General features: G+C 65.8%; 23 protein-coding genes. 18 read left to right on the top strand and 5 right to left on the bottom strand.

The features are described from left to right. Positions 1 to 11: 11 nt before the first annotated feature. The 12 genes from hisC (at position 12) to cysM (ending at position 11,880) form a co-directional block, all read left to right on the top strand. A complete protein-coding gene (gene hisC, locus KVP10_RS03165; RefSeq protein ID WP_217962980.1) occupies positions 12 to 1,151 on the top strand; it encodes a histidinol-phosphate transaminase in 1,140 nt (379 codons plus the stop codon). Then, a complete protein-coding gene (locus KVP10_RS03160) occupies positions 1,148 to 2,050 on the top strand; it encodes a prephenate dehydrogenase (RefSeq protein WP_217962979.1) in 903 nt (300 codons plus the stop codon). The genes hisC and KVP10_RS03160 overlap by 4 nt, the downstream gene beginning before the upstream one ends. 42 nt (positions 2,051 to 2,092) lie before the next feature. Continuing rightward, positions 2,093 to 3,415 (top strand): 3-phosphoshikimate 1-carboxyvinyltransferase, encoded by a 1,323-nt coding sequence (gene aroA / locus KVP10_RS03155; RefSeq protein WP_217962978.1) that lies wholly within the window; start codon positions 2,093 to 2,095, stop codon positions 3,413 to 3,415. Between the two features lie 21 nt (positions 3,416 to 3,436). Next, positions 3,437 to 4,132, top strand: coding sequence for a (d)CMP kinase (cmk, locus tag KVP10_RS03150; protein WP_217962977.1), 696 nt, complete (start codon positions 3,437 to 3,439; stop codon positions 4,130 to 4,132). Between the two features lie 109 nt (positions 4,133 to 4,241). Beyond that, positions 4,242 to 5,960 (top strand): 30S ribosomal protein S1, encoded by a 1,719-nt coding sequence (rpsA, locus tag KVP10_RS03145; RefSeq protein ID WP_217962976.1) that lies wholly within the window; start codon positions 4,242 to 4,244, stop codon positions 5,958 to 5,960. Between the two features lie 5 nt (positions 5,961 to 5,965). Then, on the top strand, positions 5,966 to 6,322 hold the full coding sequence (locus KVP10_RS03140; protein WP_217962975.1) for an integration host factor subunit beta: 357 nt from the start codon (positions 5,966 to 5,968) through the stop codon (positions 6,320 to 6,322). 294 nt (positions 6,323 to 6,616) lie between these two features. Continuing rightward, complete coding sequence (locus KVP10_RS03135; RefSeq protein WP_217962974.1) at positions 6,617 to 6,940, top strand: LapA family protein; 324 nt, start codon at positions 6,617 to 6,619, stop codon at positions 6,938 to 6,940. 21 nt (positions 6,941 to 6,961) lie between these two features. Further along, on the top strand, positions 6,962 to 8,179 hold the full coding sequence (gene lapB / locus KVP10_RS03130) for a lipopolysaccharide assembly protein LapB (RefSeq protein WP_217962973.1): 1,218 nt from the start codon (positions 6,962 to 6,964) through the stop codon (positions 8,177 to 8,179). Further along, the gene (gene rfaE1 / locus KVP10_RS03125) at positions 8,179 to 9,105 is read left to right on the top strand and encodes a D-glycero-beta-D-manno-heptose-7-phosphate kinase (RefSeq protein ID WP_217963085.1); all 927 of its coding nucleotides are present in this window, start codon (positions 8,179 to 8,181) and stop codon (positions 9,103 to 9,105) included. Before lapB ends, rfaE1 begins: the two co-directional genes overlap by 1 nt. After that, the gene (gene rfaD / locus KVP10_RS03120; protein ID WP_217962972.1) at positions 9,102 to 10,097 is read left to right on the top strand and encodes an ADP-glyceromanno-heptose 6-epimerase; all 996 of its coding nucleotides are present in this window, start codon (positions 9,102 to 9,104) and stop codon (positions 10,095 to 10,097) included. The genes rfaE1 and rfaD overlap by 4 nt, the downstream gene beginning before the upstream one ends. A gap of 262 nt (positions 10,098 to 10,359) precedes the next feature. Then, positions 10,360 to 10,857, top strand: a complete 498-nt coding sequence (locus KVP10_RS03115) for a ComEA family DNA-binding protein (RefSeq protein ID WP_246600258.1) — start codon at positions 10,360 to 10,362, stop codon at positions 10,855 to 10,857. Between the two features lie 117 nt (positions 10,858 to 10,974). Further along, a complete protein-coding gene (gene cysM, locus KVP10_RS03110; RefSeq protein WP_217962971.1) occupies positions 10,975 to 11,880 on the top strand; it encodes a cysteine synthase CysM in 906 nt (301 codons plus the stop codon). A 158-nt stretch (positions 11,881 to 12,038) separates the two neighbouring features. On the opposite strand, the gene mltB is transcribed toward cysM, so the two are convergent. Beyond that, complete coding sequence (mltB, locus tag KVP10_RS03105) at positions 12,039 to 13,187, bottom strand: lytic murein transglycosylase B (RefSeq protein WP_217962970.1); 1,149 nt, start codon at positions 13,185 to 13,187, stop codon at positions 12,039 to 12,041. A 10-nt stretch (positions 13,188 to 13,197) separates the two neighbouring features. Here mltB and KVP10_RS03100 point away from each other — a divergent pair, with 10 nt between their 5' ends. The 3 genes from KVP10_RS03100 to KVP10_RS03090 all read left to right on the top strand — a co-directional run bounded on the left by KVP10_RS03100 (position 13,198) and on the right by KVP10_RS03090 (position 15,946). Beyond that, complete coding sequence (locus KVP10_RS03100; protein ID WP_217962969.1) at positions 13,198 to 14,121, top strand: histone deacetylase family protein; 924 nt, start codon at positions 13,198 to 13,200, stop codon at positions 14,119 to 14,121. 143 nt (positions 14,122 to 14,264) lie between these two features. Further along, positions 14,265 to 15,014: an electron transfer flavoprotein subunit beta/FixA family protein gene (locus KVP10_RS03095; protein WP_217962968.1), complete on the top strand. Its 750-nt coding sequence runs from the start codon at positions 14,265 to 14,267 to the stop codon at positions 15,012 to 15,014. Between the two features lie 2 nt (positions 15,015 to 15,016). After that, positions 15,017 to 15,946, top strand: coding sequence for an electron transfer flavoprotein subunit alpha/FixB family protein (locus KVP10_RS03090; RefSeq protein WP_217962967.1), 930 nt, complete (start codon positions 15,017 to 15,019; stop codon positions 15,944 to 15,946). A gap of 606 nt (positions 15,947 to 16,552) precedes the next feature. Here the strand turns inward: KVP10_RS03090 and KVP10_RS03085 are convergent. After that, the gene (locus KVP10_RS03085) at positions 16,553 to 17,416 is read right to left on the bottom strand and encodes a DMT family transporter (protein ID WP_217962966.1); all 864 of its coding nucleotides are present in this window, start codon (positions 17,414 to 17,416) and stop codon (positions 16,553 to 16,555) included. 483 nt (positions 17,417 to 17,899) lie between these two features. Between KVP10_RS03085 and KVP10_RS03080 the strand changes: the two genes are divergently transcribed. The 3 genes from KVP10_RS03080 to KVP10_RS03070 all read left to right on the top strand — a co-directional run bounded on the left by KVP10_RS03080 (position 17,900) and on the right by KVP10_RS03070 (position 22,013). Beyond that, positions 17,900 to 19,297 (top strand): aminotransferase-like domain-containing protein, encoded by a 1,398-nt coding sequence (locus tag KVP10_RS03080; protein ID WP_246600257.1) that lies wholly within the window; start codon positions 17,900 to 17,902, stop codon positions 19,295 to 19,297. A 108-nt stretch (positions 19,298 to 19,405) separates the two neighbouring features. Further along, positions 19,406 to 21,232, top strand: a complete 1,827-nt coding sequence (locus KVP10_RS03075; RefSeq protein WP_217962965.1) for an acyl-CoA dehydrogenase — start codon at positions 19,406 to 19,408, stop codon at positions 21,230 to 21,232. Positions 21,233 to 21,371: 139 nt separating this feature from the next. Continuing rightward, on the top strand, positions 21,372 to 22,013 hold the full coding sequence (locus KVP10_RS03070; protein WP_217962964.1) for a peroxiredoxin: 642 nt from the start codon (positions 21,372 to 21,374) through the stop codon (positions 22,011 to 22,013). Between the two features lie 122 nt (positions 22,014 to 22,135). Here the strand turns inward: KVP10_RS03070 and KVP10_RS03065 are convergent, their stop codons facing one another. The 3 genes from KVP10_RS03065 to KVP10_RS03055 form a co-directional block, all read right to left on the bottom strand. Then, positions 22,136 to 22,879: an NUDIX hydrolase gene (locus KVP10_RS03065; RefSeq protein WP_217962963.1), complete on the bottom strand. Its 744-nt coding sequence runs from the start codon at positions 22,877 to 22,879 to the stop codon at positions 22,136 to 22,138. A 71-nt stretch (positions 22,880 to 22,950) separates the two neighbouring features. Next, a complete protein-coding gene (gene rplS, locus KVP10_RS03060; protein WP_217962962.1) occupies positions 22,951 to 23,346 on the bottom strand; it encodes a 50S ribosomal protein L19 in 396 nt (131 codons plus the stop codon). A gap of 487 nt (positions 23,347 to 23,833) precedes the next feature. After that, positions 23,834 to 24,031 (bottom strand): hypothetical protein, encoded by a 198-nt coding sequence (locus tag KVP10_RS03055; RefSeq protein ID WP_217962961.1) that lies wholly within the window; start codon positions 24,029 to 24,031, stop codon positions 23,834 to 23,836. Between the last annotated feature and the right edge of the window lie 253 nt (positions 24,032 to 24,284).

The following is a 24,284-nucleotide window of genomic DNA, read 5'->3' as shown; positions in this document are numbered from 1 at the left end:
ACACGCTCCAAATGAACGCCAACGACGCCAAGAACCTCGGGCAGGATGCCCAGGTGCCATCGTATATCCTGGATATCGCGCCTTACCAGGCCGGCAAGCCCATCGACGAACTGGCCCGCGAATTCGGGCTCGACCCCGCGGCCATCGTCAAGCTGGCTTCCAACGAGAATCCGCTGGGCCTGCCCGCTACGGCGCAGCTCGCCATGATGGAAGCGGCGGGCACCCTGGCCCGTTATCCGGACCCCAACGGCTTCGACCTCAAGGCAGCGCTCTCCGAGCACTACAGCGTGCCGGCCTCGTGGCTGACCCTGGGCAATGGCTCGAACGACCTGCTCGAACTGGCTTCGCTCGCCTTCCTGGCGCCGGGCTCGTCCTGCGTCTATTCGCGGCATGCCTTCGCGGTCTACCGGCTGGCCACGCAGGCGCGCGGCGCGCGCCACATCATGGTACCGACCCTGGACTACGGCCACGACCTCGACGCCATGCTGGCCGCCATCGACGCCGATACGCGCTTGCTGTTCGTGGCCAATCCGAACAATCCCACCGGCACCTTCCTGCCCTCGGCCAAGGTGGAAGCCTTCCTGGCCGCGGTGCACGCGGCCCACGGCGAGCGCGTCACAGTAATGCTGGACGAAGCCTACAACGAATATCTCGACCCCGAGCTGCGTTTCGACAGCTCCGCCTGGGTGCGGCGCTTTCCCAACCTGATCGTCGTGCGCACCTTCTCCAAGGCCTATGGCCTGGCCGGCCTGCGCGTGGGCTTCGCGATGGCGCAGCCGCGCCTGACCGACCTGCTGAACCGCGTGCGCCAGCCTTTCAACGTCAATACCCTGGCGCAGGCGGCGGCCATTGCCGCGCTGCATGACAAGGATTTCCTGCAGCGCGCCTACGAAGTCAACAAGGCGGGCAAGCAGGCGCTGGCCGAGGCCTTCGGCAAGCTCGGCCTGCAATACGTGCCCAGCTACGGCAATTTCGTGCTGGTGCGAGTGGGCGACGCGGCGCGCGTCAACCTCGAACTGCTCAAGCGCGGCGTCATCGTGCGCCCGGTCACGAGCGACGGCCTGCCCGAATGGCTGCGCGTGTCCATCGGCCTGCCGCAGGAGAACGCCCGCTTCATCGAGGCGCTCACCGCGGTGCTCGCGGACAAATGAACGCCGCGGCCGAGGCTACCGGGCAGGCCCGGGTTGATGTGCTTGCGGTCGTCGGGGTAGGGCTCATCGGAGGATCGTTCGCCGCGGCGCTGCGCGCCGCGGGCAGGGTCGGGCGCGTGCTCGGGGTGGGGCGCCATGCGCATACGCTGCAGCAGGCGCAGCGGCTCGGGCTCATCGACGAGGCCGTCGACTTGCGGCAGGCGGCCGCCAGCGCCGACTTGATCATGCTGGCGACCCCGGTGGGCGCCATGGGCCGCATCCTGTCCGAGCTGAAGCCCCATTTGCGCGCCGGGACGCTTGTTACCGATGTGGGCAGCACCAAGGCGGACGTGGCGCGCACGGCGCGCGCCGCGCTGGGCGAATGCGCCGCGCAGTTCGTGCCTGGCCATCCCATTGCCGGCGCCGAGCGCACCGGCCCCGAGGCCGCCGACGCGACTCTGTATCGGGGCCGCAATGTAGTGCTCACGCCCCTGGCGGAAAATTCCATGGATGCGCGCCTGCGCTTGACCGGCTTGTGGGAAAGCTGCGGCGCGCGCGTCCTGACCATGGAGCCCGAGGCGCACGATGTGGTGCTGGCCTCGGTCAGCCATGTGCCGCATTTCCTGGCCTCGGTCTATATGGAGCAAGTGGCCGCGTCGCGCGATTCGGACGTGCGCCTGAGCCTGGCCGGCACGGGTTTTCGCGATTTCACGCGCATCGCCGCCGGCTCGGCGGAAATGTGGCGCGACATCTTCCTGGCCAACCGCGCGGCGGTGCTGTCCGAGCTGCGGGAAATCAGGCAGGCATTGGCGCAGGCCGAACAGGCGCTGGAACGCGAGGACGGCCAGGATCTGTACGATTGGCTCGAGCGCGCCGCGCTGGCGCGCCGCCTGTGGGGCAGCAGGAGCGGGCTGTCATGATTCCATTGCAAGAGAGATCGCGCGGCGGCGAAAGGGGATGCCATGTCCAAGGCCGATAGCCTGACCCTGGCGCCGGCGCGCCGCGCCGGGGGCGAAGTCGTGCTGCCCGGCTCCAAGAGCATTTCCAACCGCGCGCTGCTGCTGTCCGCGCTGGCGCAGGGCCGCACGCGCCTGCAGGGCTTGCTCGACTCCGACGACACGCGCGTCATGCTGGCTGCCTTGCGGCAGCTCGGCGTGGCGGTGCGCAATATCGGCCCCACCGAGGTCGAGATCGAGGGCGCCTGCCCGTTTCCCGTGCGCCAGGCCGAGCTGTTCCTGGGCAATGCCGGCACGGCTTTTCGCCCTATGACCGCGGCGCTGGCCGTGATGGGGGGCGACTACCAGTTGTCGGGCGTGCCGCGCATGCACGAACGTCCCATCGGCGACCTGGTCGACGGGCTGCGGGCCCTGGGCGCCGATATCCGCTACCTGGGCGCCGAGGGCTATCCGCCGCTGGCCATAGGCCGCGGCAGCCTGAAGGTGGACAGGCCCGTGCGGGTCAAGGGCTCGGTGTCCAGCCAGTTCCTGACGGCGCTGCTGATGGCCGCGCCCATGCTGGCAAGCCGGGCCGGCGCCGATCTCGTCATAGAGGTCGAGGGCGAGCTGATCTCCAAGCCCTACATCCTGATCACCTTGAACCTGATGGCGCGTTTCGGCGTCGAGGTGCGGCGCGAGGGCTGGAACCGCTATGTCGTGCCGGCCGGCGCGGCCTATCGTTCGCCCGGCACGCTGCCGATCGAAGGCGATGCTTCGTCGGCCTCATATTTCATGGCGCTGGGGGCCATAGCGGGCGGCCCGGTGCGCATCCGCGGGGTGGGCGCCGCCAGCATCCAGGGCGATGTCGCGTTTGCCGATACGCTCGAGGCCATGGGTGCGCGCATCCGCCGCGAGGCCGACGCGATCGAGGCCGGCGGCGTCTGCGTGGCCGAGGGCGGCAGACTGCAGGCCTTCGACCTGGATTTCAACCTGATACCCGACGCGGCCATGACGGCCGCGGCGCTGGCGCTGTATGCCGACGGGCCCTGCACCTTGCGCAATATAGGCAGCTGGCGTGTCAAGGAAACCGATAGGATCCACGCCATGCACACCGAGCTGGCCAAGCTCGGCGCCCATGTGGAATCGGGGCCAGACTGGCTGCGGGTGCACCCCGTGCAGGCGGGACAGTGGCGTCCGGCCGCCATCGCCACCTACGACGACCACCGCATGGCCATGTGCTTTTCGCTGGCGGCTTTCGGGCCTGTGCCGGTCACCATCCTGGATCCGGGCTGCGTGAGCAAGACCTTCCCGGACTATTTCACGGTGTTCAAGGGCCTGCTGCGAGACTGAAGCAGGGTGCGGGGAACAGACATGAGCGATACGAGCAGCGCGGCCGGCGAGGCCGCCATTCCGATGATCACGATCGACGGCCCCACGGCCTCGGGCAAGGGCACGATCGCCCACCGGGTCGCCCAGGCCCTGGGCTGGTCGGTGCTGGACAGCGGGGCGCTGTACCGGCTGGCCGCCCTGGCAGTGCTCGACGGCGGCATCGATCCGGGCGACGAAGCCGCGGTCGCGCGAGCCGCCCAGGACCTGGACGTGCGTTTCGATGCGGGCTGCATCTGGATGGGCGGCGTCGACGTGGCGGCACGCATCCGCGAAGAGCAAGTGGGCAACCTGGCCTCGAAAATCGCGGCCTACGCGCCGCTGCGCCAGGCGCTGCTCGATCGCCAGCGGGCCTTTCGCCGGGCTCCCGGACTGGTGGCCGACGGGCGCGACATGGGGACCGTGGTGTTTCCCGACGCGCCCCTGAAGATTTTTCTCGTGGCCGACGTCCAAGCCCGTGCGCAGAGGCGCTGTAAGCAGTTGAAGGAAAAGGGATTTTCTGCTAATCTAGCGGACCTGTTGCAGGATATGCGGGAGCGCGATGCGCGCGATCGCAACCGGGCCAATGCGCCGCTTGCGGCGGCGCCGGACGCCCGGACGATCGATTCGTCGAATCTTTCCGTCGATGCAACAGTCAAGCAGGTGCTCGATCTCTGGTCGAGCCTGGGTTCCCGGACCTGAAGGCGCTCGCGGCGCCGGCAAGGCCGGGGGTTTTTGTTCACTCCGCCGGGTATGCGCGATACTTTGGCGTGTTATTTAACGGCCCTTGCGGCCACATGGATTCAACTTAATGTCTTCCATTCCCACCACTGCCGCCACTTCCGGCGGCGAGAGCTTTGCCGACCTTTTCGCAGAAAGCGTCAAAAACCAGGACATGAAGTCCGGTGAGGTCATTTCCGCGGAAGTCGTGCGTGTCGACCACAATTTCGTTGTCGTCAACGCCGGCCTGAAGTCCGAAGCCCTCATTCCCATCGAAGAATTCCTGAACGACCAGGGCGAACTCGAAGTCAAGGCGGGCGACTTCGTTTCCGTCGCCATCGATTCGCTCGAAAACGGCTACGGCGACACCATCCTGTCGCGCGACCGCGCCAAGCGCCTGTCGGCCTGGCTGCAGCTCGAACAGGCCCTGGAATCCGGCGAACTGGTCAACGGCACCATCACCGGCAAGGTCAAGGGCGGCCTGACCGTCATGACCAACGGCATCCGCGCCTTCCTGCCCGGCTCGCTGGTCGACCTGCGTCCGGTCAAGGACACCACCCCCTACGAGGGCAAGACCCTGGAATTCAAGGTCATCAAGCTCGATCGCAAGCGCAACAACGTGGTGCTGTCGCGCCGCTCGGTGCTCGAGGCCAGCATGGGCGAAGAACGCCAGAAGCTGCTCGAAACCCTCTCCGAGGGCGCAGTGGTCAAGGGCGTGGTCAAGAACATCACCGACTACGGCGCGTTCGTCGACCTGGGCGGTATCGACGGCCTGCTGCACATCACCGACATGGCCTGGCGCCGTGTGCGCCATCCTTCCGAGGTCCTGCAGGTGGGCCAGGAAGTCGAGGCCAAGGTGCTCAAGTTCGACCAGGAAAAGAGCCGCGTCTCGCTGGGCGTCAAGCAACTGGGCGAAGATCCCTGGGTCGGCCTGGCGCGCCGCTACCCGCAAGGCACCCGCCTGTTCGGCAAGGTCACCAACCTGACCGACTACGGTGCTTTCGTCGAGGTCGAGGCCGGTATCGAAGGCCTGGTGCACGTCTCCGAAATGGACTGGACCAACAAGAACGTCGATCCGCGCAAGGTAGTCACCCTGGGCGAAGAAGTCGAAGTCATGGTGCTCGAGATCGACGAAGACCGTCGCCGCATCTCGCTGGGCATGAAGCAGTGCCGCCCCAATCCCTGGGAAGAGTTCGCTGTCAACTTCAAGCGCGGCGACAAGGTGCGCGGCGCCATCAAGTCGATTACCGACTTCGGCGTGTTCGTCGGCCTGCCCGGCGGCATCGACGGCCTGGTGCACTTGTCCGACCTGTCCTGGACGGAGTCGGGCGAAGAAGCCGTGCGCGGCTTCAAGAAGGGCGACGAAATCGACGCCGTGGTGCTGGGCATCGACACCGACAAGGAACGCATCTCGCTGGGCATCAAGCAGCTCGAAGGCGATCCCTTCAACAATTTCGTGGCCACCTACGACAAGGGTGCGGTTGTTCCGGGCGTGATCAAGTCGGTCGAGCCCAAGGGCGCTGTCGTGACCCTGTCGGTGGACGTCGAAGGCTACCTGCGCGCCTCGGAGATCTCCGCGGGCCGCGTCGAGGACGCCACCACGGTGTTGAAGGCCGGCGAGAACGTCGAAGCCATGATCGTCAACATCGACCGCAAGACGCGTTCGATCCAGCTTTCGATCCGCGCACGCGACAACGCCGAGACCGCCGATACCATCCAGCGCATGTCCGAGGCCAGCGCTTCGTCGGGCACCACCAATCTGGGCGCCCTGCTGAAGGCCAAGCTGGACCAACAACGCGACGATGGTTAATTGGCGTGACTAAGTCAGAGCTGATCGCGATACTGGCAAGCCGCTATCCGCAACTGGCGGCGCGCGACACGGATTACGCCGTCAAGACGGTGCTCGATGCGATGACCCAGGCCCTGGCCAGCGGGCAGCGCATCGAGATCCGCGGCTTCGGCAGCTTTTCCCTGTCGGAGCGTTCGCCGCGGGTGGGCCGCAATCCCAAATCGGGCGAGAAAGTGTTGGTGCCTGGCAAACAGGTGCCGCACTTCAAGGCCGGCAAGGAATTGCGCGAGCGGGTCGATTCGGCCTATGAAGAAGAGGTCAGGGCGGCAGCCGAGCCCTCTTACGAACTGGGCCAGCTCGATACCCGCATGATGCACGGCTGAAACCTGCCGGCCATGGCGGCCTGTATGCGACCAAGGCCCGCGTTTGCCCGCGGGCCAGTCTGATTGTCGAAAAACCCGCTGCGCGAGCAGCGGTTTTTTTTTGCCGCGACCGTCCTGTCTGCCGGCGGCCGCCTTTTCCGCGGCCATCGAGGCTGGGGAATGCGCGCCACACAGGCGGGCTTGGGGCGTCCCGATGTTGCAAGGCTGTCCGGGCGCCGTTTCCCAATTACAATCTGGGTTTCGGCCGCCCAGCCATCCTGGCGGCCGTCCCGCCGTTACATTGGAGTTTGCACTATGCGTTACGTGGTCTGGGTGTTGCGGATCTTGGTGTTCATCCTGGTGCTATTGTTCGCCCTGAAGAATACCGGCCCGGTCGACGTGGGCCTGTACGCGGACCACGCGATCAGGGGCGTGCCGCTGATCGTGGTGATGTTGGTGCTGTTCGTGCTGGGCGCGCTGTTCGGGCTGCTGGCTGCCATGCCCGCGCTGATGCGCCGCGCGCGCGAGACGCGCCGGCTGCGCCGCGAACTCGAACGCCTCGAAGACCGCCTCAAGCATCCGGTCACGCCCACCGCGGCCGTGGCGCCGGAGACGATCGCGCCCATGGCTCCCCTGTAACGCTGCGACCGAGGCCTCAGAGTGGATTTCGAACCATGGTGGCTGATTTTCGTCCCGATCCTGTTCGCCCTGGGCTGGATCGCGGCGCGCGTCGACATTCGCCAGATGTTGTCCGAGACGCGCGCCATGCCCGATTCGTATTTCAAGGGCCTGAACTTCCTGCTCAATGAAGAGCCCGACCGCGCCATCGACGCCTTCGTCGAGGTGGTCAAGCTCGATCCCGAGACGACGGAACTGCACTTCGCCCTGGGCAGCCTGTTTCGCCGGCGCGGCGAAATGGAGCGCGCGATCCGCGTGCATCAAAGCCTGCTGTCGCGCGCCGACCTGCCGCTGGCCGATCGCGAGCATGCGCAGCACGAGATCGCCCAGGATTTTCTCAAGGCGGGCATGCTGGACCGCGCCGAACAGGCGTTCCAGATCGTGCAGGACACGCGCTTTGCCATACCCGCGGTGCGCGCGTTGATCCGTATCTATGAATCCGAGCATGACTGGCCCAAGGCCATCGATGCCGTCAAGCGCTTGCGCGCGCTGGTCGACGAGCCCGTGCCGCAACTGGTGCACTACCAGTGCGAGCGGGCGCAGGCCGCCATGATGGCCAAGCCGCCCGACATGCAACTGGCCAACGAGGCGCTGGATGCCGCAGACAACGCCGTCCGGGCGCTGAACCGCAAGGGCGTGGGCCAGGCGAGCGAGGCGCGCATCGCGATGCTGCGCGCCAATCTCGCCAAGCTCAACCAGAACCCCGAGCGCGAGCGCGTCTATCTCGAGTCCGTGCTGTCCACGGCGCCCGAGTATGCGGGTCTGGTGGCCTCCGACCTGCTGGAACTGTATCGTGCCGCGGGCCATCCGGCCGAAGGCCTGGCGCTGTTGCGCGACCATTATTCCCGCCATCCCGAGCTCGATCTTTTCAACGTGGTGTTTCGCGAGCTGCGCAATCAGGCCGGCTATACGCCCGCCTGGGATTTCGCGCGCGAAGCCTTGCGGGCCCATCCTTCGCTGCTGGGCCTGGACCGCCTGCTCGAGGCCGAACTGGCCAGCGGCGACGCCGCGCCGCCGCCCGGCTCGCCGCAAGGCGCAGACCTGAGCCTGCTGCGCTCGCTGATCCACAAGCATACCCAGCGCCTGGATCGCTACGCATGCCGTGTCTGCGGCTTCCAGGCGCGGCATTTCTATTGGCAGTGCCCGGGATGCAATTCCTGGGAAACCTACGAGCCACGCCGTCTCGAGGAGTTGAAGTGATGGTGTTTCCTGTGGACGCGATCAGCCGGGCCAGGGTGCTGGTGGTCGGCGATGTGATGCTCGACCGCTACTGGTTCGGCGAGGTGGAACGGATCTCGCCCGAAGCCCCGGTGCCGGTGGTGCGCGTGGCGCGGCGCGAAGACCGCCTGGGCGGCGCGGCCAACGTGGCGCGCAATATTGTTGCCCTGGGCGGGCAGGCCACGCTGCTCGGCGTGGTGGGGATGGACGAGGCTGGACAGAAGGTGGCGCAATTGGCCGCCGAGGCCGGCATCGCCACGCATCTGGTCGACGACGCCAGCCTGCACACGACCACCAAGATGCGCGTGCTGGGGCGTCAGCAGCAACTGTTGCGCATAGATTTCGAACAGGGCCCGGCCCCCGATAGCCTGGAACGCATACGCGCCGAGGCCTCCGCGCTGCTGCGCGGCCACGACGTCTTGGTGCTGTCCGATTACGCCAAGGGCGTGCTCGGCCAGGTAGAAGGCTTGATCGCCGCGGCCCGCGAGGCCGGCGTGCCGGTGCTGGTCGACCCCAAGGGGCATTTGTACAAGCGTTATCGCGGCGCCAGCCTGGTCACGCCTAATCGGGCCGAAATGCAAGAAGCGGTAGGGCGCTGGCAGACCGAGGAAGAGTTGACCGAGCGCGCCCAGGCGCTGCGCGCCGAGCTGCAGCTCGAGGCCTTGCTGGTGACCCGTTCCGAGCAAGGCATGACGCTGTTCACGCAGGCCGGGCGTGCGCACGTCGATGCGCAGGCACACGAGGTATTCGATGTGTCGGGGGCGGGCGACACCGTGCTCGCGACCCTGGCGGTGACGCGCGCCGCGGGGCTGTCCTGGGAAGAGTCCATGCGTTGGGCGAACCGGGCCGGCGGCATCGTGGTGGGCAAACTCGGAACGTCGGTGGTGACGGCAGGAGAATTGGCATGATCATAGTGACCGGCGGCGCCGGCTTCATAGGCAGCAACCTGGTGGCGGGGCTGAACCGTCGCGGATACACCGACATCATGGTGGTCGACGATCTTACCCAGGGCGACAAGTTCATCAACCTGGTCGATTGCCGCATCGCCGACTACCTGCACAAGGACGAGTTCCGCCAGCGCGTGGCGCGCCGCCAGTTCTCGGGCGTGGAAGCGGTGCTGCACCAGGGGGCCTGCTCGGACACCACCGAGCGCAACGGCCAGTACATGCTCGACAACAACTATACGGTGACGCGCGAGCTGTTCGAATACTGCCAGACGCAGAAAATACCGCTGGTGTATGCGTCCTCGGCGGCGGTGTACGGCGCCGGTCCGGTATATGCCGAGAACCCGGTGCACGAGTCGCCGCTGAACGTATACGGCTATTCCAAGTATCTGTTCGACCAGGTCTTGCGCCGCCATCTGGACGCGCTGGCGGCGCCGGTGGTTGGCCTGCGCTACTTCAATGTGTACGGGCCCAACGAGCAGCACAAGGGCCGCATGGCCTCGGTGGCCTTTCACAACATGAACCAGTTCCGCAAGGAAGGGCACGTGCGCCTGTTCGGCGGCTGGGACGGCTATGCCGATGGCGGGCAACTGCGCGATTTCGTTTTCATCGACGACGTGGTGGACGTCAATCTGTACTTCCTCGATCATCCCGATAAATCCGGCATCTTCAATTGCGGCACGGGCCGTGCCCAGCCGTTCAACGACGTGGCGCGCACCGTGGTCAACACGCTGCGCGCCGCGGATCGTCGGCCCGAACTCTCTCTGCAGGAAATGGTCGAGCAGCAACTGATACGCTACATCGACTTCCCCGATGACCTGAAGGGCCGCTACCAGAGCCATACCCAGGCCGACTTGACCCAGTTGCGCGGCGCCGGCTACGCGCAGCCCTTCCGGGATGTAGGCACAGGGGTAGCGTCCTATGTGCGCACGCTGCTGGAGCGAGGCCGGCTGTAAAGGCTTGCGGGCCGGGGCCGAGCGGGCCCGGCTGCGGGAGTATCGGCGCCATGCCGCCGGCGCCGCAAGGCTTCGCTGCCGCAGCGGCCCCGGCCGCGGATTGCCCTTGGGGTGTGCTGCGGCGCCTGCATGGATCGAGGCCGCGGTAGCTTTACCTATGGATCTTATGGTGCCGGCATCCTCGACCGGCGCGGCCGGCTCCGCGATGATGGAAGCCATGAAGGCCTTGGTCTTCATGCCCATTCCATCACCAGGAGATCCCATGAATCCCTTTACCGAATCGACCGTCGCGCGCCCGCTGGGCGCGAGCGATCTGGCGCCTGCCCGCGGCGTTGCCGGCCGCGGCCGCAGGCCCTTCTGGCGCCCCGCGCTGAACGCCCTGGGGCTGGCCGCAGGCCTCATGCTGGCGTCCGCGGCGCAAGCGGTGGACGTCAACGTCGCCACCCAGGCGCAGCTCGAGTCCGTACGCGGCATAGGCCCGAAGACCGCGCAAGTCATACTCGAAGAGCGGGCGCGCGGCGGCCGCTTCGAATCTTTCGAAGATCTGGCCGAGCGCGTCAAGGGCATAGGGCCCAAGAAAGCCGTGACCCTGCAGGCTTCGGGCCTGACGGTAGGGGCGGGCGTGGCGTCCGCCGCAGCGGCGGGCTCCGCCGCGGCTCCGTCGCGGCCCGCCAGCGCTACTGCGGCCGCCAAGCCGGTTGCGGGCCACAAGACCACCGCCAAGACATCGTCGCGGCCCGGCAAGCAGGCGGCGCGCTGAAGCGGCATCCCTTGCGCAAGGCGGGCTGGGCGCCGCGTTTTCCGGCCCTGCCGCCTTGCGCCTGGAGCGGCGAAACGCCCTCGGGTATGGGCCCGGGTATGGGTGTATGATTTCCGCATGAAAAAATATCCCACTATCGAAGACACCATAGGCTCCACCCCTCTGGTGCGCCTGCAACGCATACCCGGCGCGGCCGGCGAGGCCCGCGGCAATGTCATACTGGCAAAACTGGAAGGCAATAATCCGGCCGGCTCGGTCAAGGACAGGGCCGCCAGCTCGATGATCCGCCATGCGCAGGAACGCGGCGAGATTTCCCCGGGCGACACGCTCATCGAAGCCACCAGCGGCAACACCGGCATCGCGCTGGCCATGGCCGCCGCGATACGCGGCTACAAGATGATCCTGATCATGCCCGACAACCTGTCGCAGGAACGCCGCGCGGCCATGACGGCCTACGGCGCGCAGCTCATCCTCACCAAGGCGAGCGAGGGCGGCATGGAATACGCACGCGACCTCGCCCTGAAAATGCAGGCCGAGGGCAAGGGCAAGGTGCTCGACCAGTTCGCCAATGCCGATAATCCCCGAGCGCACATCGAGACCACCGGCCCCGAGATCTGGCAGCAGACCGACGGCCAGGTCACGCACTTCGTCAGCGCCATGGGCACGACCGGCACCATCATGGGCGTGGCCACCTATCTGCATACGCAAAATGCGGGCATACGCGTAGTCGGCGCGCAGCCCGCGCCGGGCTCGCAGATCCCCGGCATACGCAAGTGGCCCGAGGCCTACCAGCCGAAGATCTACGATGCGTCCAAAGTGGACGAATTCGAATTGATCCAGCAATCGGAAGCCGAAGACATGGCGCGGCGGCTGGCCGCCGAAGAAGGCATCTTCGGCGGAATCTCGTCGGCCGGCGCGGCGGTGGCAGCCTTGCGGGTGGCGGCTCGAGTCGAGAATTCCACTATCGTCTTCATCGTCTGCGACCGCGGCGACCGCTACCTGTCGACCGGGGTATTCAACTGAGTTGACTGGCGATGGGCCGCCGGCGCGCCGGCGGCCTGGCCGGCAGGGCATATCTGGCCTTGCCTCTTTCCAGCCCTGTTATCGCTAGTCGGTTGCGCACCGCTGCCAGGCTCGTGTGGCGAGCCCGGCACGCCCCGGGCCCGCGCTGGCTCGGGCATTCAGTTCGGGCCGGGCAGGCCGAGGTTATCGGCAATGGCCTGGGCCAGGTCGGCGACCGAAGCCGCATAGAAATAACTGTGGTTGTAGTGCGTGATGGCGAAGAAATTCGGCGTGCCGGTGCGATATTCCTTGAGATTGCGCGGCTCGTCGATCAGGTCCACGACGCCCAGCGGATATTGTTCCCAGGCCGTATTGGCGGCGCCCGGGCGGACCTTGGCGCCGCGCGCTTGCAGTTGCGCCCAGCCGGTGCTGGGCACGATGCCGCCGGCCACCAGCGAGCCCGCATCGGGCGGCAGCAGTACCGGCGCGAAGACCGGCAATCCGGGCACCCAGCCGTTCTGGCGCAAATAATTGGCTACCGACGGGATTGCATCTTTAGGATCGTAGAGCAGGTCGATATGGCCGTCGCCATCGCCGTCGACGGCATAGCGCATGATGCTGCCCGGCATGAACTGGGGCAGGCCGATGGCGCCCGCATAAGAGCCTTCGACATCGAGGGCGTTGAGTTTCTTTTCGTTATCGAGCTGGATCAGGTCGGCCAACTGGTCGCGGAACATGCGGCTGCGTTCGGGGCGCGTGTCGTCGGGATTGCTGAAGCCCAGCGTAGCCAGTGCGTCGATCACCGGAAAGCCCCCAGTCTGCCTGCCGTAGATGGTCTCGACCCCGATGATCGCGACCATGATGGACTGCGGCACGCCGTAGCGGCTGGCGGCGGCATCCAGCGTGGCCTGGTTTTCCATCCAGAACTGCGCGCCGGCGCGGATGCGTATGGGGTCGACGAAGCGCTTGCGGTAGGTGACCCAACTGCGGCGCACATGAATCTTGGACGGCTGCATCAGGCGCGCCACCGTGGCGTTGTAGCGGGCGGCCTTGAGCACGGTCTCGACGCGCGGCAGCGGGACTCCGCGGACTTGCGAGACTTCGCGCGCATAGGCTTCGATGTCGGGCCGCAAGTGGCCGCCGGCATCCTGGAAGCTGGTGGAACCGCTCATGGATTTGCCCGCCTGGATGGAGGGCGCCGTCGTCGCGTTCGCACTGGCCGCGGGCGGCGCGGTTGGCGAGGCGGCGGGGCGGGTTTTCGTCGTCGCGCAGCCGCTCAAGGCCAGGGCCAGCAAGGTGGCTTGCAAAACACGAAGGGGTTTGAACATAATCATCCTTATGGAGACCCTATATATTACCCACCCGGCATGTCGTTTGCATGAGATGGGGCAATGGCATCCCGAGTGTCCGGCGCGCCTGGACGCCATCAATGACCAGTTGCTGTCCAGCGGCCTGCTCGACTTCCTGCGCGAGGTCCGCGCGCCGCAGGCGCAGCGCGACGATCTTCTGCGCGTGCACACGCCCCAGTACCTGAATTATCTGCAGGCCAATGCGCCGGCCCAGGGCTATTTCGAGCTGGATCCCGACACGCTGCTCAACCCGCATTCTCTCGAAGCGGCACAGGTGGCGGCGGGCGCCGGCCTGGCGGCGGTGGACGCCATCATGCAGGGGCAGGCGGCAACGGCCTTTTGCGCCGTGCGCCCGCCCGGGCACCACGCGCGCCCGGGCCAGGCCATGGGTTTCTGCATCTACAACAATATTGCGGTGGCCGTGGCCTACGCGCTGGACAAATACGCTTTGCAGCGGGTGGCCGTAATCGACTTCGACGTGCATCACGGCAACGGCACCGAAGAAATGTTCGCCGGCGACGAGCGGGTATTGATGTGCGGTTTTTTCCAGCACCCTTTTTATCCCGGCAGCGGGGCGCCGCCGGCGGCATCCAATATGCTCAACATACCGGTGCAGGCCTATACCGGCGGCGATATGTTGCGGCAGATCGCGAGCGATGTCTGGCTGCCCCGACTGGAGGCCTTCCGGCCTGAATTCGTTTTCATCTCGGCGGGGTTCGACGCGCACCGCGAGGACGACATGAGCCAGCTCGGCATGGTAGAGGCCGACTATGCCTGGATTACCGAGCAGATCGTCGCCCTGGCCGACACGACGGCCCAGGGGCGTATCGCCAGCTTCCTGGAGGGCGGCTACAACCTGTCGGCGCTGGGGCGCAGCGTTGCCGCCCACATACGCGCGCTGGCAAAGTTGTAGAATGGCTGATTAAATCATTGCGCTGCAGCAATTTCTTGCGCCGGCCGGGGCAGCTCGCTGCCCGGCCAGGTATTGCGGCGCCACAGACACCGACGGATTTCTTTTGGTCTTTTGGTTTTTGACAATTCCCTGGAGGATGCTGGATGAAGGTTTTAGTACCCGTCAAGCGCGTCGTCGACTATAACGTCAAGGTGCGCGTCAAGTCCGATCAAAGCGGCGTGGACATCGCCAACGTGAAGATGTCGATGAATCCGTTCGATGAAATCGCCGTCGAAGAAGCCACGCGCCTGAAGGAAAAGGGCGCAGCCACCGAAGTCGTGGCGGTGTCTTGCGGCGTGGCGCAATGCCAGGAAACCCTGCGCACGGCCATGGCCATCGGCGCCGACCGCGGCGCCCTGGTGCAGACCGATGCCGAGCTGCAGCCGCTGGCGGTGGCCAAGCTGCTCAAGGCGCTGGTCGACAAGGAACAGCCGCAACTGGTGATCCTGGGCAAGCAGGCGATCGACGACGATGCCAACCAGACGGGCCAGATGCTGGCCGCGCTGCTGGGCTGGCCGCAAGCCACCTTCGCCAGCAAGCTGGAAGTGGCCGGCGACAGCGCCACCGTCACCCGCGAAGTCGACGGCGGCCTGGAAACCATCAAGCTGAAGCTGCCGGCGATCGTCACCACCGACCTGCGCCTGAACGAGCCGCGCTACGTCACGCTGCCCAACATCATGAAGGCCAAGAAGAAGCAGCTCGACAACTACACGCCGGCCGATCTGGGCGTGGATGTGGCGCCGCGCCTGAAGACGCTGAAGGTCAGTGAGCCGCCGGCGCGTTCGGCGGGCGTGATGGTGCCCGATGTTGCCACTCTGGTCGAGAAGCTCAAGAACGAAGCGAAGGTGATCTGATCATGACGAATCTGGTAATAGCCGAACACGACAATGCCCAGTTGAAGGGCGCGACGCTGAACACGGTGGCTGCCGCGGCGAAGATCGGCGGCGATGTGCATGTGCTGGTCGCGGGCAGCGGCGCGCAGGCGGTGGCCGAGCAGGCCGCGCAGATCGCGGGCGTTTCCAAGGTGCTGCTGGCCGATGCGCCGCAACTGGCCGACGAGCTGGCCGAGAACGTTGCCGAGCAGGTGCTGGCGGTGGCGAAGGATTACAGCCATATCCTGTTCCCGGCCACGGCCTCGGGCAAGAATGTGGCCCCGCGCGTGGCCGCCAGGCTGGACGTGGCGCAGATCTCCGACATTATCGCGGTCGAGTCGCCGGATACGTTCCAGCGTCCGATTTATGCGGGCAATGCGATTGCCACGGTGCAGTCGGCCGATCCGGTAAAGGTGATTACGGTGCGTACCACGGGCTTCGATGCGGCGGCGGCACAGGGCGGCCAGGCTGCCGTGGAAAGCGTGGCGGCGGTGGCGGATTCGGGGCTGTCGTCTTTTGTAGGGCGCGAGGTGGCCAAGAGCGATCGTCCGGAGCTGACTGCGGCCAAGATTGTGGTGTCGGGCGGGCGCGGGATGGGCAGCGCGGAGAATTTCAAGATTCTCGATCCGCTGGCGGACAAGCTGGGTGCGGCGCTGGGCGCTTCGCGCGCGGCGGTGGACGCGGGTTATGCGCCGAATGACTGGCAGGTGGGGCAGACGGGCAAGATCGTGGCGCCGCAGTTGTATGTGGCCATTGGTATTTCGGGTGCGATCCAGCATTTGGCCGGGATGAAGGATTCGAAGGTGATCGTGGCGATCAACAAGGATGCCGAGGCGCCGATTTTCGGCGTGGCGGATTATGGGCTGGTGGCGGATTTGTTCCAGGCCGTGCCGGAGTTGGTTTCCGCGCTGTAATACTGCGTGGTTTTACGCGGCAGATGCGCCGCGCGTGTGACAAGCCCCGCTTTGGGTAATTCCGGGCGGGGTTTGTTTATTTTTATCGGTACGTCGTGGATCGGGTTCTTTAGGTCGCGGCCTAGAACGGGGTACCTCCTTCCGGTTCGATGACCCACTCACCTCCAGGAGGCACCCCGTTCTCTCCGCTGGTTTTGTAGGCGGGTGGGGGTTGTGGATTCCGGTTTGTCGTGAGGCCGGGTTCTTCAGGCGCGGTTGCTGTTGGCGTCGGTGGCCGGGTTCTTGATTCGCGGCTTGGAGCGGAATTGCCGTTGGTACGTCGGAGATCGGGCTCTTCAGGCCGCGGCCTAGAACGAGGTACCTCCTTCCGGTTCGATGACCCACTCACCTCCAGGAGGCACCCCGTTCTCTCCGCTCATTTTGTAGACGGGTGGCGGGTTTGTTGATTGGTGCGTCGTTGATTGGGTTCTTTAGGCCGCGGCCTAGAACGGGGTACCTCCTTCCGGTTCGATGACCCACTCACCTCCAGGAGGTACCCCGTTCTCTCCGCTGGTTTTGTAGGCAGGCGGAGGGCGTGGGGTTCGCTGTGCAGGCGGGGTGGTGGTTTCAGGCGGCGAATCTTTTGGCGCTGGCGACGCAGATTACTGCGCCGAGGGTCACGATGAGCATGGCCCAGCTTACGGTTTCGTGCAAGAGCAGCGCGGCCAGGCCCAGGCCGAAGAAGGGCTGCAGCAGTTGTAGCTGGCTGACGGCGGCGATGCCGCCCAGCGCCAGGCCGCGGTACCAGAACATGAAGCCTATCAGCATGCTGAAGACGGATACGTATGCGAGGCCGAGCCAGGCCGAGATGCTTGTGCCGGCGAATGATGCGGGCATGGTGTACAGGGCCAGGGGCAGCATGACGGGCAGCGCCAGTACGAGCGCCCAACTGATGACTTGCCAGCCGCCGAGTTTGCGGGACAATTTTGCGCCTTCTGCGTAGCCGAGGCCGCAGGCGACGATGGCGCCCAGCATGAGCAGGTCGCCCTGGAAGGAGGCCTGGATGCCGCTCAGCAGGGCGTAGCCGACGACGAAGGCGCTGCCCAGTAGTGCGAACAGCCAGAAGGCCGGGCGGGGGCGTTCGCCGCCGCGCAGTACGCCGAATGCGGCGGTGCACAGCGGCAGCAGGCCGAGGAAGACGATGGAGTGGGCCGATGAGATGTGGCGCAAGGCGAGTGCCGTCAGCAGCGGGAAGCCGACGACTACGCCCAGGGCGACGAGGGCCAGCGCGGGTATGAGCCGTGCTTCGGGCCGGCGTTGCCGCAGCGCCAGCAGGAGCGCCAGGCCGAGCAGGGCGGCGATGCTTGCCCGCGCGCAGGTGACGAATGTGGGGTCGAGGTCTATGACCGCGGCGCGGGTCGCGGGCAGCGAGCCGGCGAAGATCAGCACTCCGATGAAGCCGCTGATCCATCCGCTTGCTGTCTTTTCCATTGTCGGTTTTCCTTTGCTTGCGTGTGCGTGTGCGTGTGCGTGTGCGTGTGTGCGTTGCGTATGCACGTGTGTAGCGCGTGGCGTGTGTATGTGCGTGGCCTGCGTGCTTTGTTGATGCTGCGTTGCTGGCGGTGTGGGTGCAATCTCGTTCGGAGGGGGCGCGGCAATGGGCGGCGTGTTGTGCCTTGTACGCTGTGTGCGAGGACGCGATTCGTGCGGGGTGTGTTTCGAGGCCGGCGCTTGCAGCCTAGGCAGTAGAACACGGAAGCCGTAGGTTTCCCAGTAACAGAGCAGTACAATCCAAAGAAACTGTTATGTATTTTCTGGCAATACGGTTTGGGGGGAGCCAGTATGGCCGGCTTCGAGGCCGCTGGGCCGGGCTCAGGGCAGTGTGGCTGGGATCCACGGGACGCTGCCGGGAATGAGGCTGCTGCTGTGGATGGCGGGCCGTGGGCGGCCAGTGTGATCGGCGAGGAGGGCGGAATGCAGGCAAGAGCCGGGACGGCGCCGCGGCGCGGCACGAGGATCGACGAGGTGATGGATGCGATTCGTGCGCGTATTGCGTCTCGCACTTATCAGCCCGGGTCGCGGCTGCCTTCTGTGCGTGCACAGGCGAAGGCGATGCGCCTCTCGGTTTCTACGGTGGTGGAAGCCTACGAGCGCCTGGCTGCGCAGGAGCTCATATATGCCCGGCCCGGATCGGGGTTTTATGTGGCGGGGCCGGTCGCGCCCCTGGCCCTGTCGGAGCTCGGCCCGCGGCTCGATCGCGAGGTCGATCCGCTGTGGGTCTCGCGCCAGGCGCTGGAGGCGGACCCGGCGATACTCAAGCCGGGCTGCGGCTGGTTGCCGGCTTCGTGGATGTACGAAGCCGGCATGCGCCGTGCGTTGCGCGCGGCGGCCCGTACCGACACGGCGGCGCTTGCGGACTACGCGACGCCGCTCGGCCTGCCGGCGTTGCGCCAGTTGCTCGCCCGGCGCATGGCCGGCGCCGGGATCGAGGCGCCGGCCGAGCAAGTCATGCTGACCGAGTCCGGCACTCAGGCGGCGGATCTCATCTGCCGTTTTTTGCTGGAGCCGGGCGATACGGTGCTGGTCGACGATCCCTGCTATTTCAATTTCCACGCGCTGCTGCGGGCGCATCGCGCCAAGGCGGTGGGCGTGCCCTATACGCCGAACGGGCCCGACCTGGAGGCGTTCGCCCGGGCTTTGCGCGAGCATACGCCCAGGCTCTATATCACCAATTCGGGCATCCACAATCCTACCGGCGCCTCGCTTTCTCCGGTGGTTGCGCACCGTTTGCTGAAGCTGGCCGACGGCACCGATCTGGTGATCGTCGAGGATGATATCTTCGCCGATTTCGAGACCAGCCCCGCGCCCAGGCTGGCGGCCTTCGACGGCCTGTCGCGTGTCATCCATATCGGCAGTTTTTCCAAGACGCTTTCGGCTTCCTTGCGCTGCGGCTATATTGCCGCACGCGCCGACTGGATCGACGGCCTGACCGACTTGAAGATCGCCACCAGTTTCGGCGGCGGCCGCCTGGCTTCTGAAATCCTGCTGGCGGCGCTGACCGACAGCGGCTACCGCAAGCACATGGAGGCGCTGCGTGTACGGCTGGCGCAGGCGATGCAGCAGACCGTCGAGCGCCTCGAAGCGCTCGACATCCGGCCTTGGCTGGTGCCGCAGTCGGGCATGTTCGTGTGGTGCCGGCTGCCGGGCGGCAGGGATGCGGCCGATCTGGCCCGCAGGTGCCTGGGGGAGGGCGTGGTGCTGGCCCCGGGCAATGCCTTCAGCCAGTCCCTGAGCGCGGGCGGTTTTTTGCGTTTCAACGCCGCGCAATCCCTGGACGCCAGGACTTTCGAGGTGCTGGCGCGCGCGCTCTGAAGGCGGCGCGGCCGCCGTGCCATGGGGGGCCGATAGCTGGTATTCTCGGAGCTTTGGCGTTGCCCGGACGGCGTGCGGCCGCAAGGGCTATATCGGTCTGGAGATTCCATGGATTATCGTGCCCCCACGCAGGACATTGGTTTTGTATTCCGCGAGCTGGCCGGCCTGGACGAGGTGCTGGCGCTGCCCGGCTTCGAAGAGGTCAATGGCGAGCTGGTCGATGCCGTGCTCGAAGAGAACGCGCGTTTCGTCGAGCAGGCGGTGGCGCCGCTGAACCGCGCAGGCGACACCAAGCCGGCAACTTGGGACCAGGGCCGGGTGCACACGACTCCGGGCTTCCAGGAGGCGTTTCGCGAGTTCGCAGCGGGCGGCTGGCAGGGGCTGCAGCACGAGCCGCGTTGGGGCGGGCAGGGCCTGCCCAAGCTGGTGGCGGCGGCCACTGGCGAAAATATCAATTCCGCGAATCTGGCGTTCTCTTTGTGCCCGCTGCTGACCGACGGCGTGATCGAGGCCCTGGCCATGGTGGGCAGCCAGGCCCAGCAAGACCTGTACATCCCGCCCATGCTGGAAGGCCGCTGGACGGGCACCATGAATCTCACCGAGCCGCAGGCGGGCTCCGATCTCGCGCTGGTCAAGACGCGCGCGGTCAAGCAGGACGACGGCAGCTACCGGCTGTCCGGCCAGAAGATTTTCATTACTTATGGCGAGCACGACCTGGCCGAGAACATCGTGCACCTGGTGCTGGCCCGCACGCCTGAAGCGCCGGCGGGGGTCAAGGGCATATCGTTGTTCATTGTGCCCAAGTTCCTTGTCAACGACGACGGGACGCTGGGCAAGCGCAACGATGTGTGGTGCGCCTCGCTCGAGCACAAGCTGGGCATACACGGCAGTCCGACCGCGGTACTGATGTACGGGTCGGGCCAGGGTGACGCTGGGCCCGGTGCCGTGGGCTATCTGGTCGGCGAAGAAAACCGCGGACTGGAATACATGTTCATCATGATGAACGCGGCGCGTTTCGCAGTGGGCATACAGGGCGTGGCGCTCGCCGAGCGCGCCCTGCAACAGGCTGGCGCCTATGCCGCCGAGCGCCTGCAGGGGCGTGCGCTCGAGGGTTCGGACGGCCCCGTGGCCATCGTCCATCATCCCGATGTGCAGCGCATGCTGATGACCATGCGCGCGCTCACCGAAGGCGCGCGGGCGCTGGCCTACTCGGCCGCCGCAGAATGCGACCGCGCACGCCATGACCCCGACCCGCAGGCGCGTGCGCGCCACCAGGCCGTCTACGATTTCCTGGTTCCCGTGGTCAAGGGTTTTTCCACCGAAAGCGCGGTGGAGGTCGCGTCGCTGGGCATACAGGTGCATGGCGGCATGGGTTTCATTGAAGAAACCGGGGCGGCGCAGTATTACCGCGATGCGCGCATCCTGCCGATCTACGAGGGCACCACGGCGATCCAGGCCAACGATTTCCTGGGCCGCAAGACCTTGCGCGACGCGGGCGCCGTGGCCGGCGCGCTGGCCGAGCAAATGCGCGCCACGATAGCGCAGCTCGAGGCGCAACAGGCCGATGCCGGCGAGCATGGTGCCGGCCTGGCGCTGATCGCGCGCCGGCTGACGGCGGCGGTTGCGGCCTATGAGCAGGCCGTGGGCTTTATCGTGGCGCACGCGCGCGAGGACCAGCGCGCGGTGTTCCTGGGCAGCGTGCCGTACCTGATGCTGGCCGGCGTCACCTTGGCGGGCTGGCAGATGGCGCGGGCGGCGCTGGTTTGCGCGGGCCGTCCGCAAGGCGGCGATGCCGAGCCGTTCCGAGCCCGCAAGCTGGCCACCGCGGTGTTCTACGCGGCACACGTGCTGCCGCGCGCCCAGGCGCTGTCGGCCTCGATCATGGAAGGGGGCGTGGCGGCCCGCTACGCCCGGGCCGCGGAAAACGCCGAATAAGGATATTCATAAACAGTATTTCCGCGCTGCGGGCTTTGCTGACACAATTTGAGTTCCCATCCTTATATGGTTATATGGTGTGCGGCGGCTACGCGGCGCGGGCACATCATCCGTTTGAACGACTGTCAAGAGAGCTAACATGACGACTTTGCGCCTGGGCGATACGGCCCCCGATTTCGAGCAGGATTCTTCCATCGGCAAGATCCGTTTCCATGAATACCTGGGCAACAACTGGGGTGTGCTGTTCTCGCATCCCGCCGACTTCACGCCGGTCTGCACCACCGAGCTGGGCTACACCGCCAAGCTGGCCGATGAATTCGCCAAGCGCAACGTCAAGGTACTGGCCCTGTCGGTGGATAGCGCCCAGTCGCACAACGACTGGATCAAGGACATCAACGACACCCAGAGCACCACGGTGAACTACCCGATTCTGGCCGATTCCGACCGCAAGGTCTCGACGCTGTACGACATGATCCACCCCAACGCCAGCGCCACCGCCACGGTGCGCTCGGTGTTCGTCATCGACCCGGCCAAGAAGGTCCGCCTGACCATTACCTATCCCGCCAGCACCGGCCGCAACTTCAACGAGATCCTGCGCGTCATCGATTCGCTGCAGCTCACCGACAACTACAGCGTGGCCACGCCGGTCAACTGGGAAGTCGGCGAAGATGTCATCATCTCCCCGGCGATCAAGGACGAAGCCACCCTGAAGTCCAAGTTCCCCAAGGGCTACAAGGAAGTGCGTCCCTACCTGCGCACCACGCCCCAGCCCAATCTGTAAGCGCATGAACGGCCTGCGGGCCGTTTGCGGACACAGGGCGGCTGCCCGCGCGGGCGGCATATGCCCGATCAAGCGCCTGGCTCCATGCAGCCGGGCGTTTTTTTTCGTCTGGAAGGAAAGGCCTAGGGCGCGGCCTGGGAGGCCTGGGCGGCAGCCAGGTAGTGGTAGAGGTTGCGGATCAGCGCGGCCGTGGCGCCCCAGATGAAATACGGCCCCCAGGTCACGGAGAAATAGTAGCGGTAGCCGCCGTCGGGCAATTGCGCCTTGTGCAGCCTGTGCATGCCCGGGTCCATCAGCACCGCCAGCGGAACTTCGAAGACTTCCGCCACTTCGGTCTTGTTGGGCTCGATCGTGAAGCCCGGCAGCACCAGCCCTATGACGGGCAGCATGGTGTAGCGCGTCGAGGTCAGGTATACCGGGTGGGTGCCTATGGGCTCGAGGTAGCGCGGGGCGATGCCGATTTCTTCATGGGTCTCGCGGATGGCGGTTGCGACCGCGTCGCGGTCGAGCCGGTCTATCTGGCCCCCCGGAAAACTGATCTGCCCGGCGTGGTCGTGCAAGTGCGAGGCGCGGCGGGTGAAGATCACGTGCAGGCCGGCAGCCCTTTGCACCAGGGGGATGAAGACCGCAGCCCGTACCGTGTCCTGGAAGTGCGAGAAATCGCTGCTGAAAGAGTCGGCGAAAATCGGCTCGACCTGCCATGGCACTTTATGCCCGAACGCCAGGCGTATGAAATCGAGCTGCATGGTGGACGGCAGCAGCGCCGGGGGAACATCGGCGACGGAAACAATGGGCTGCGTCAGCGGATCGAAGCTAGGCCTGCGGCTCAGGCGCGGTTGCGGGGGCGTATCGGTGCTGTGCGGCATGGCCATCCATAAAACAACAAAGGCACCGCGCGGGTGCCTTTGTCGCTTGCCTAAGGATCAGCGGGAGCCGCTTATTCGGCGCTAGCGCTAGCCTTCTTTGCCGTATTGCGAACCAGCTTCTCTTTGATGCGAGCGGCCTTACCCGAGCGATTACGCAGGTAATAAAGTTTAGCACGGCGCACATCGCCGCGGCGCTTGACTTCGATGGAAGCGATCTGGGGCGAGTACAGCTGGAAGGTACGTTCGACAGCTTCGCCGGAAGAGATCTTGCGCACGGTGAATGCGGAGTTCAGGCCGCGATTGCGCTGGGCGATGACCACGCCTTCGTAGGCCTGCACGCGCTTGCGGTTGCCTTCGACGACGTTCACATTGACGACCACCGTGTCGCCGGGGCCGAAGCTAGGCTTGGGTTGGCCGCCGGTAAGGCGCTGGATTTCTTCTTGTTCGAGAAGAGCGATAAGGTTCATGGTGAACTCCAAGTGTCATCGTGACCCGCCAGGATGGATGACGTCGGGAAAAGCCCGTTGCATCCGCCTTGATATAGCTGCTATCCGGATGTGCAGCCGCGTAGCGGCTTGCCGGGATGAGCCTGCATTCGTCAGCCAGATTGGCCGATCGACGAAGAACCCGCCCCGCTATGCGCATCCTTCATGTTCTTGGCCTGGCGCCAGAGGATGAAGTTTGCAAAGCCTGCCATTCTACACCCAAACCAAGAAACATGAAACCTGGCCGGGTCGCGTAGGCGCGAGCCGCGCAGGCCGAGCCGCTTAGGTTGGGCCAGGTAGATCGCGCCCCGCAGGCCGGGCAACGTAGATCAGGCAAATGTAGGTTGGGCAACGAGGCCGAGCCGTGCAGGCGGTACAAGTCGAGCTGCGTAGCTACTAGGATCGTGCGGCAGGGCCGCCCAGGCCGGGCCGTGGGAAGAGGGCCGTGCACAAGCCGGCCCTGGGCTGCTTAAAAGCCTACCGCGACCCCCAGCCACATCATGCCCGGGATCATGGCCCCCCAGGCCAGCACCAGGCAGATATCGGCCAGCATGGAGGCGCGGGTCAGTTTCGAGGGACGAGTGAGCTTGGGAGCCTTTTTCTTGCCGTCGGGGATCGGAGGGAAGGGCCATTTGGCCGGGGCGGTTTGAGAATAGTGCCTATGCATGAGAGCCTCGCGTTGGTGACGAGGAACACGGAGCGGGTCGAACCCTGCTGGCCCCTTGCGCCTCTGGGCGGCGGCGCTTGCAGCGGGCCGCCATGGAATACTGTTTATAAATACAGTTCTGGTTTAACGAACTGTACAAAAAAACAGTATCCGGCGCAAGTGCTTTTGTGGCTGGGCCGCCACGGCCCCAGGCATCGCCGGGGCGGATTTCGAAGTGATGCTGTGTGACGGCCGCCGTTTGACGGCCGCGGAC

Source organism: Candidimonas humi (assembly GCF_019166065.1).
GTDB classification, from domain to species: Bacteria; Pseudomonadota; Gammaproteobacteria; order Burkholderiales; family Burkholderiaceae_B; genus Candidimonas; species Candidimonas humi.
This window is presented reverse-complemented; position numbering and strand designations above follow the sequence as displayed.

Bases quoted from the DNA above. Each gene is read 5' to 3' on its own strand.
- KVP10_RS03090 (WP_217962967.1), top strand. From the start codon at position 15,017: ATGACGAATCTGGTAATAGCCGAACACGACAATGCCCAGTTGAAGGGC.
- KVP10_RS03055 (WP_217962961.1), bottom strand. From the start codon at position 24,031: ATGCATAGGCACTATTCTCAAACCGCCCCGGCCAAATGGCCCTTCCCT.
- rfaE1 (WP_217963085.1), top strand. From the start codon at position 8,179: ATGGTGTTTCCTGTGGACGCGATCAGCCGGGCCAGGGTGCTGGTGGTC.
- KVP10_RS03070 (WP_217962964.1), top strand. From the start codon at position 21,372: ATGACGACTTTGCGCCTGGGCGATACGGCCCCCGATTTCGAGCAGGAT.
- hisC (WP_217962980.1), top strand. From the start codon at position 12: ATGAACGCCAACGACGCCAAGAACCTCGGGCAGGATGCCCAGGTGCCA.
- KVP10_RS03160 (WP_217962979.1), top strand. From the start codon at position 1,148: ATGAACGCCGCGGCCGAGGCTACCGGGCAGGCCCGGGTTGATGTGCTT.
- KVP10_RS03095 (WP_217962968.1), top strand. From the start codon at position 14,265: ATGAAGGTTTTAGTACCCGTCAAGCGCGTCGTCGACTATAACGTCAAG.
- cmk (WP_217962977.1), top strand. From the start codon at position 3,437: ATGAGCGATACGAGCAGCGCGGCCGGCGAGGCCGCCATTCCGATGATC.
- KVP10_RS03080 (WP_246600257.1), top strand. From the start codon at position 17,900: ATGCAGGCAAGAGCCGGGACGGCGCCGCGGCGCGGCACGAGGATCGAC.
- KVP10_RS03135 (WP_217962974.1), top strand. From the start codon at position 6,617: ATGCGTTACGTGGTCTGGGTGTTGCGGATCTTGGTGTTCATCCTGGTG.
- KVP10_RS03115 (WP_246600258.1), top strand. From the start codon at position 10,360: ATGAATCCCTTTACCGAATCGACCGTCGCGCGCCCGCTGGGCGCGAGC.
- KVP10_RS03075 (WP_217962965.1), top strand. From the start codon at position 19,406: ATGGATTATCGTGCCCCCACGCAGGACATTGGTTTTGTATTCCGCGAG.
- KVP10_RS03065 (WP_217962963.1), bottom strand. From the start codon at position 22,879: ATGCCGCACAGCACCGATACGCCCCCGCAACCGCGCCTGAGCCGCAGG.
- rpsA (WP_217962976.1), top strand. From the start codon at position 4,242: ATGTCTTCCATTCCCACCACTGCCGCCACTTCCGGCGGCGAGAGCTTT.
- rfaD (WP_217962972.1), top strand. From the start codon at position 9,102: ATGATCATAGTGACCGGCGGCGCCGGCTTCATAGGCAGCAACCTGGTG.
- KVP10_RS03100 (WP_217962969.1), top strand. From the start codon at position 13,198: ATGGAGACCCTATATATTACCCACCCGGCATGTCGTTTGCATGAGATG.
- cysM (WP_217962971.1), top strand. From the start codon at position 10,975: ATGAAAAAATATCCCACTATCGAAGACACCATAGGCTCCACCCCTCTG.
- aroA (WP_217962978.1), top strand. From the start codon at position 2,093: ATGTCCAAGGCCGATAGCCTGACCCTGGCGCCGGCGCGCCGCGCCGGG.
- mltB (WP_217962970.1), bottom strand. From the start codon at position 13,187: ATGTTCAAACCCCTTCGTGTTTTGCAAGCCACCTTGCTGGCCCTGGCC.
- KVP10_RS03085 (WP_217962966.1), bottom strand. From the start codon at position 17,416: ATGGAAAAGACAGCAAGCGGATGGATCAGCGGCTTCATCGGAGTGCTG.
- rplS (WP_217962962.1), bottom strand. From the start codon at position 23,346: ATGAACCTTATCGCTCTTCTCGAACAAGAAGAAATCCAGCGCCTTACC.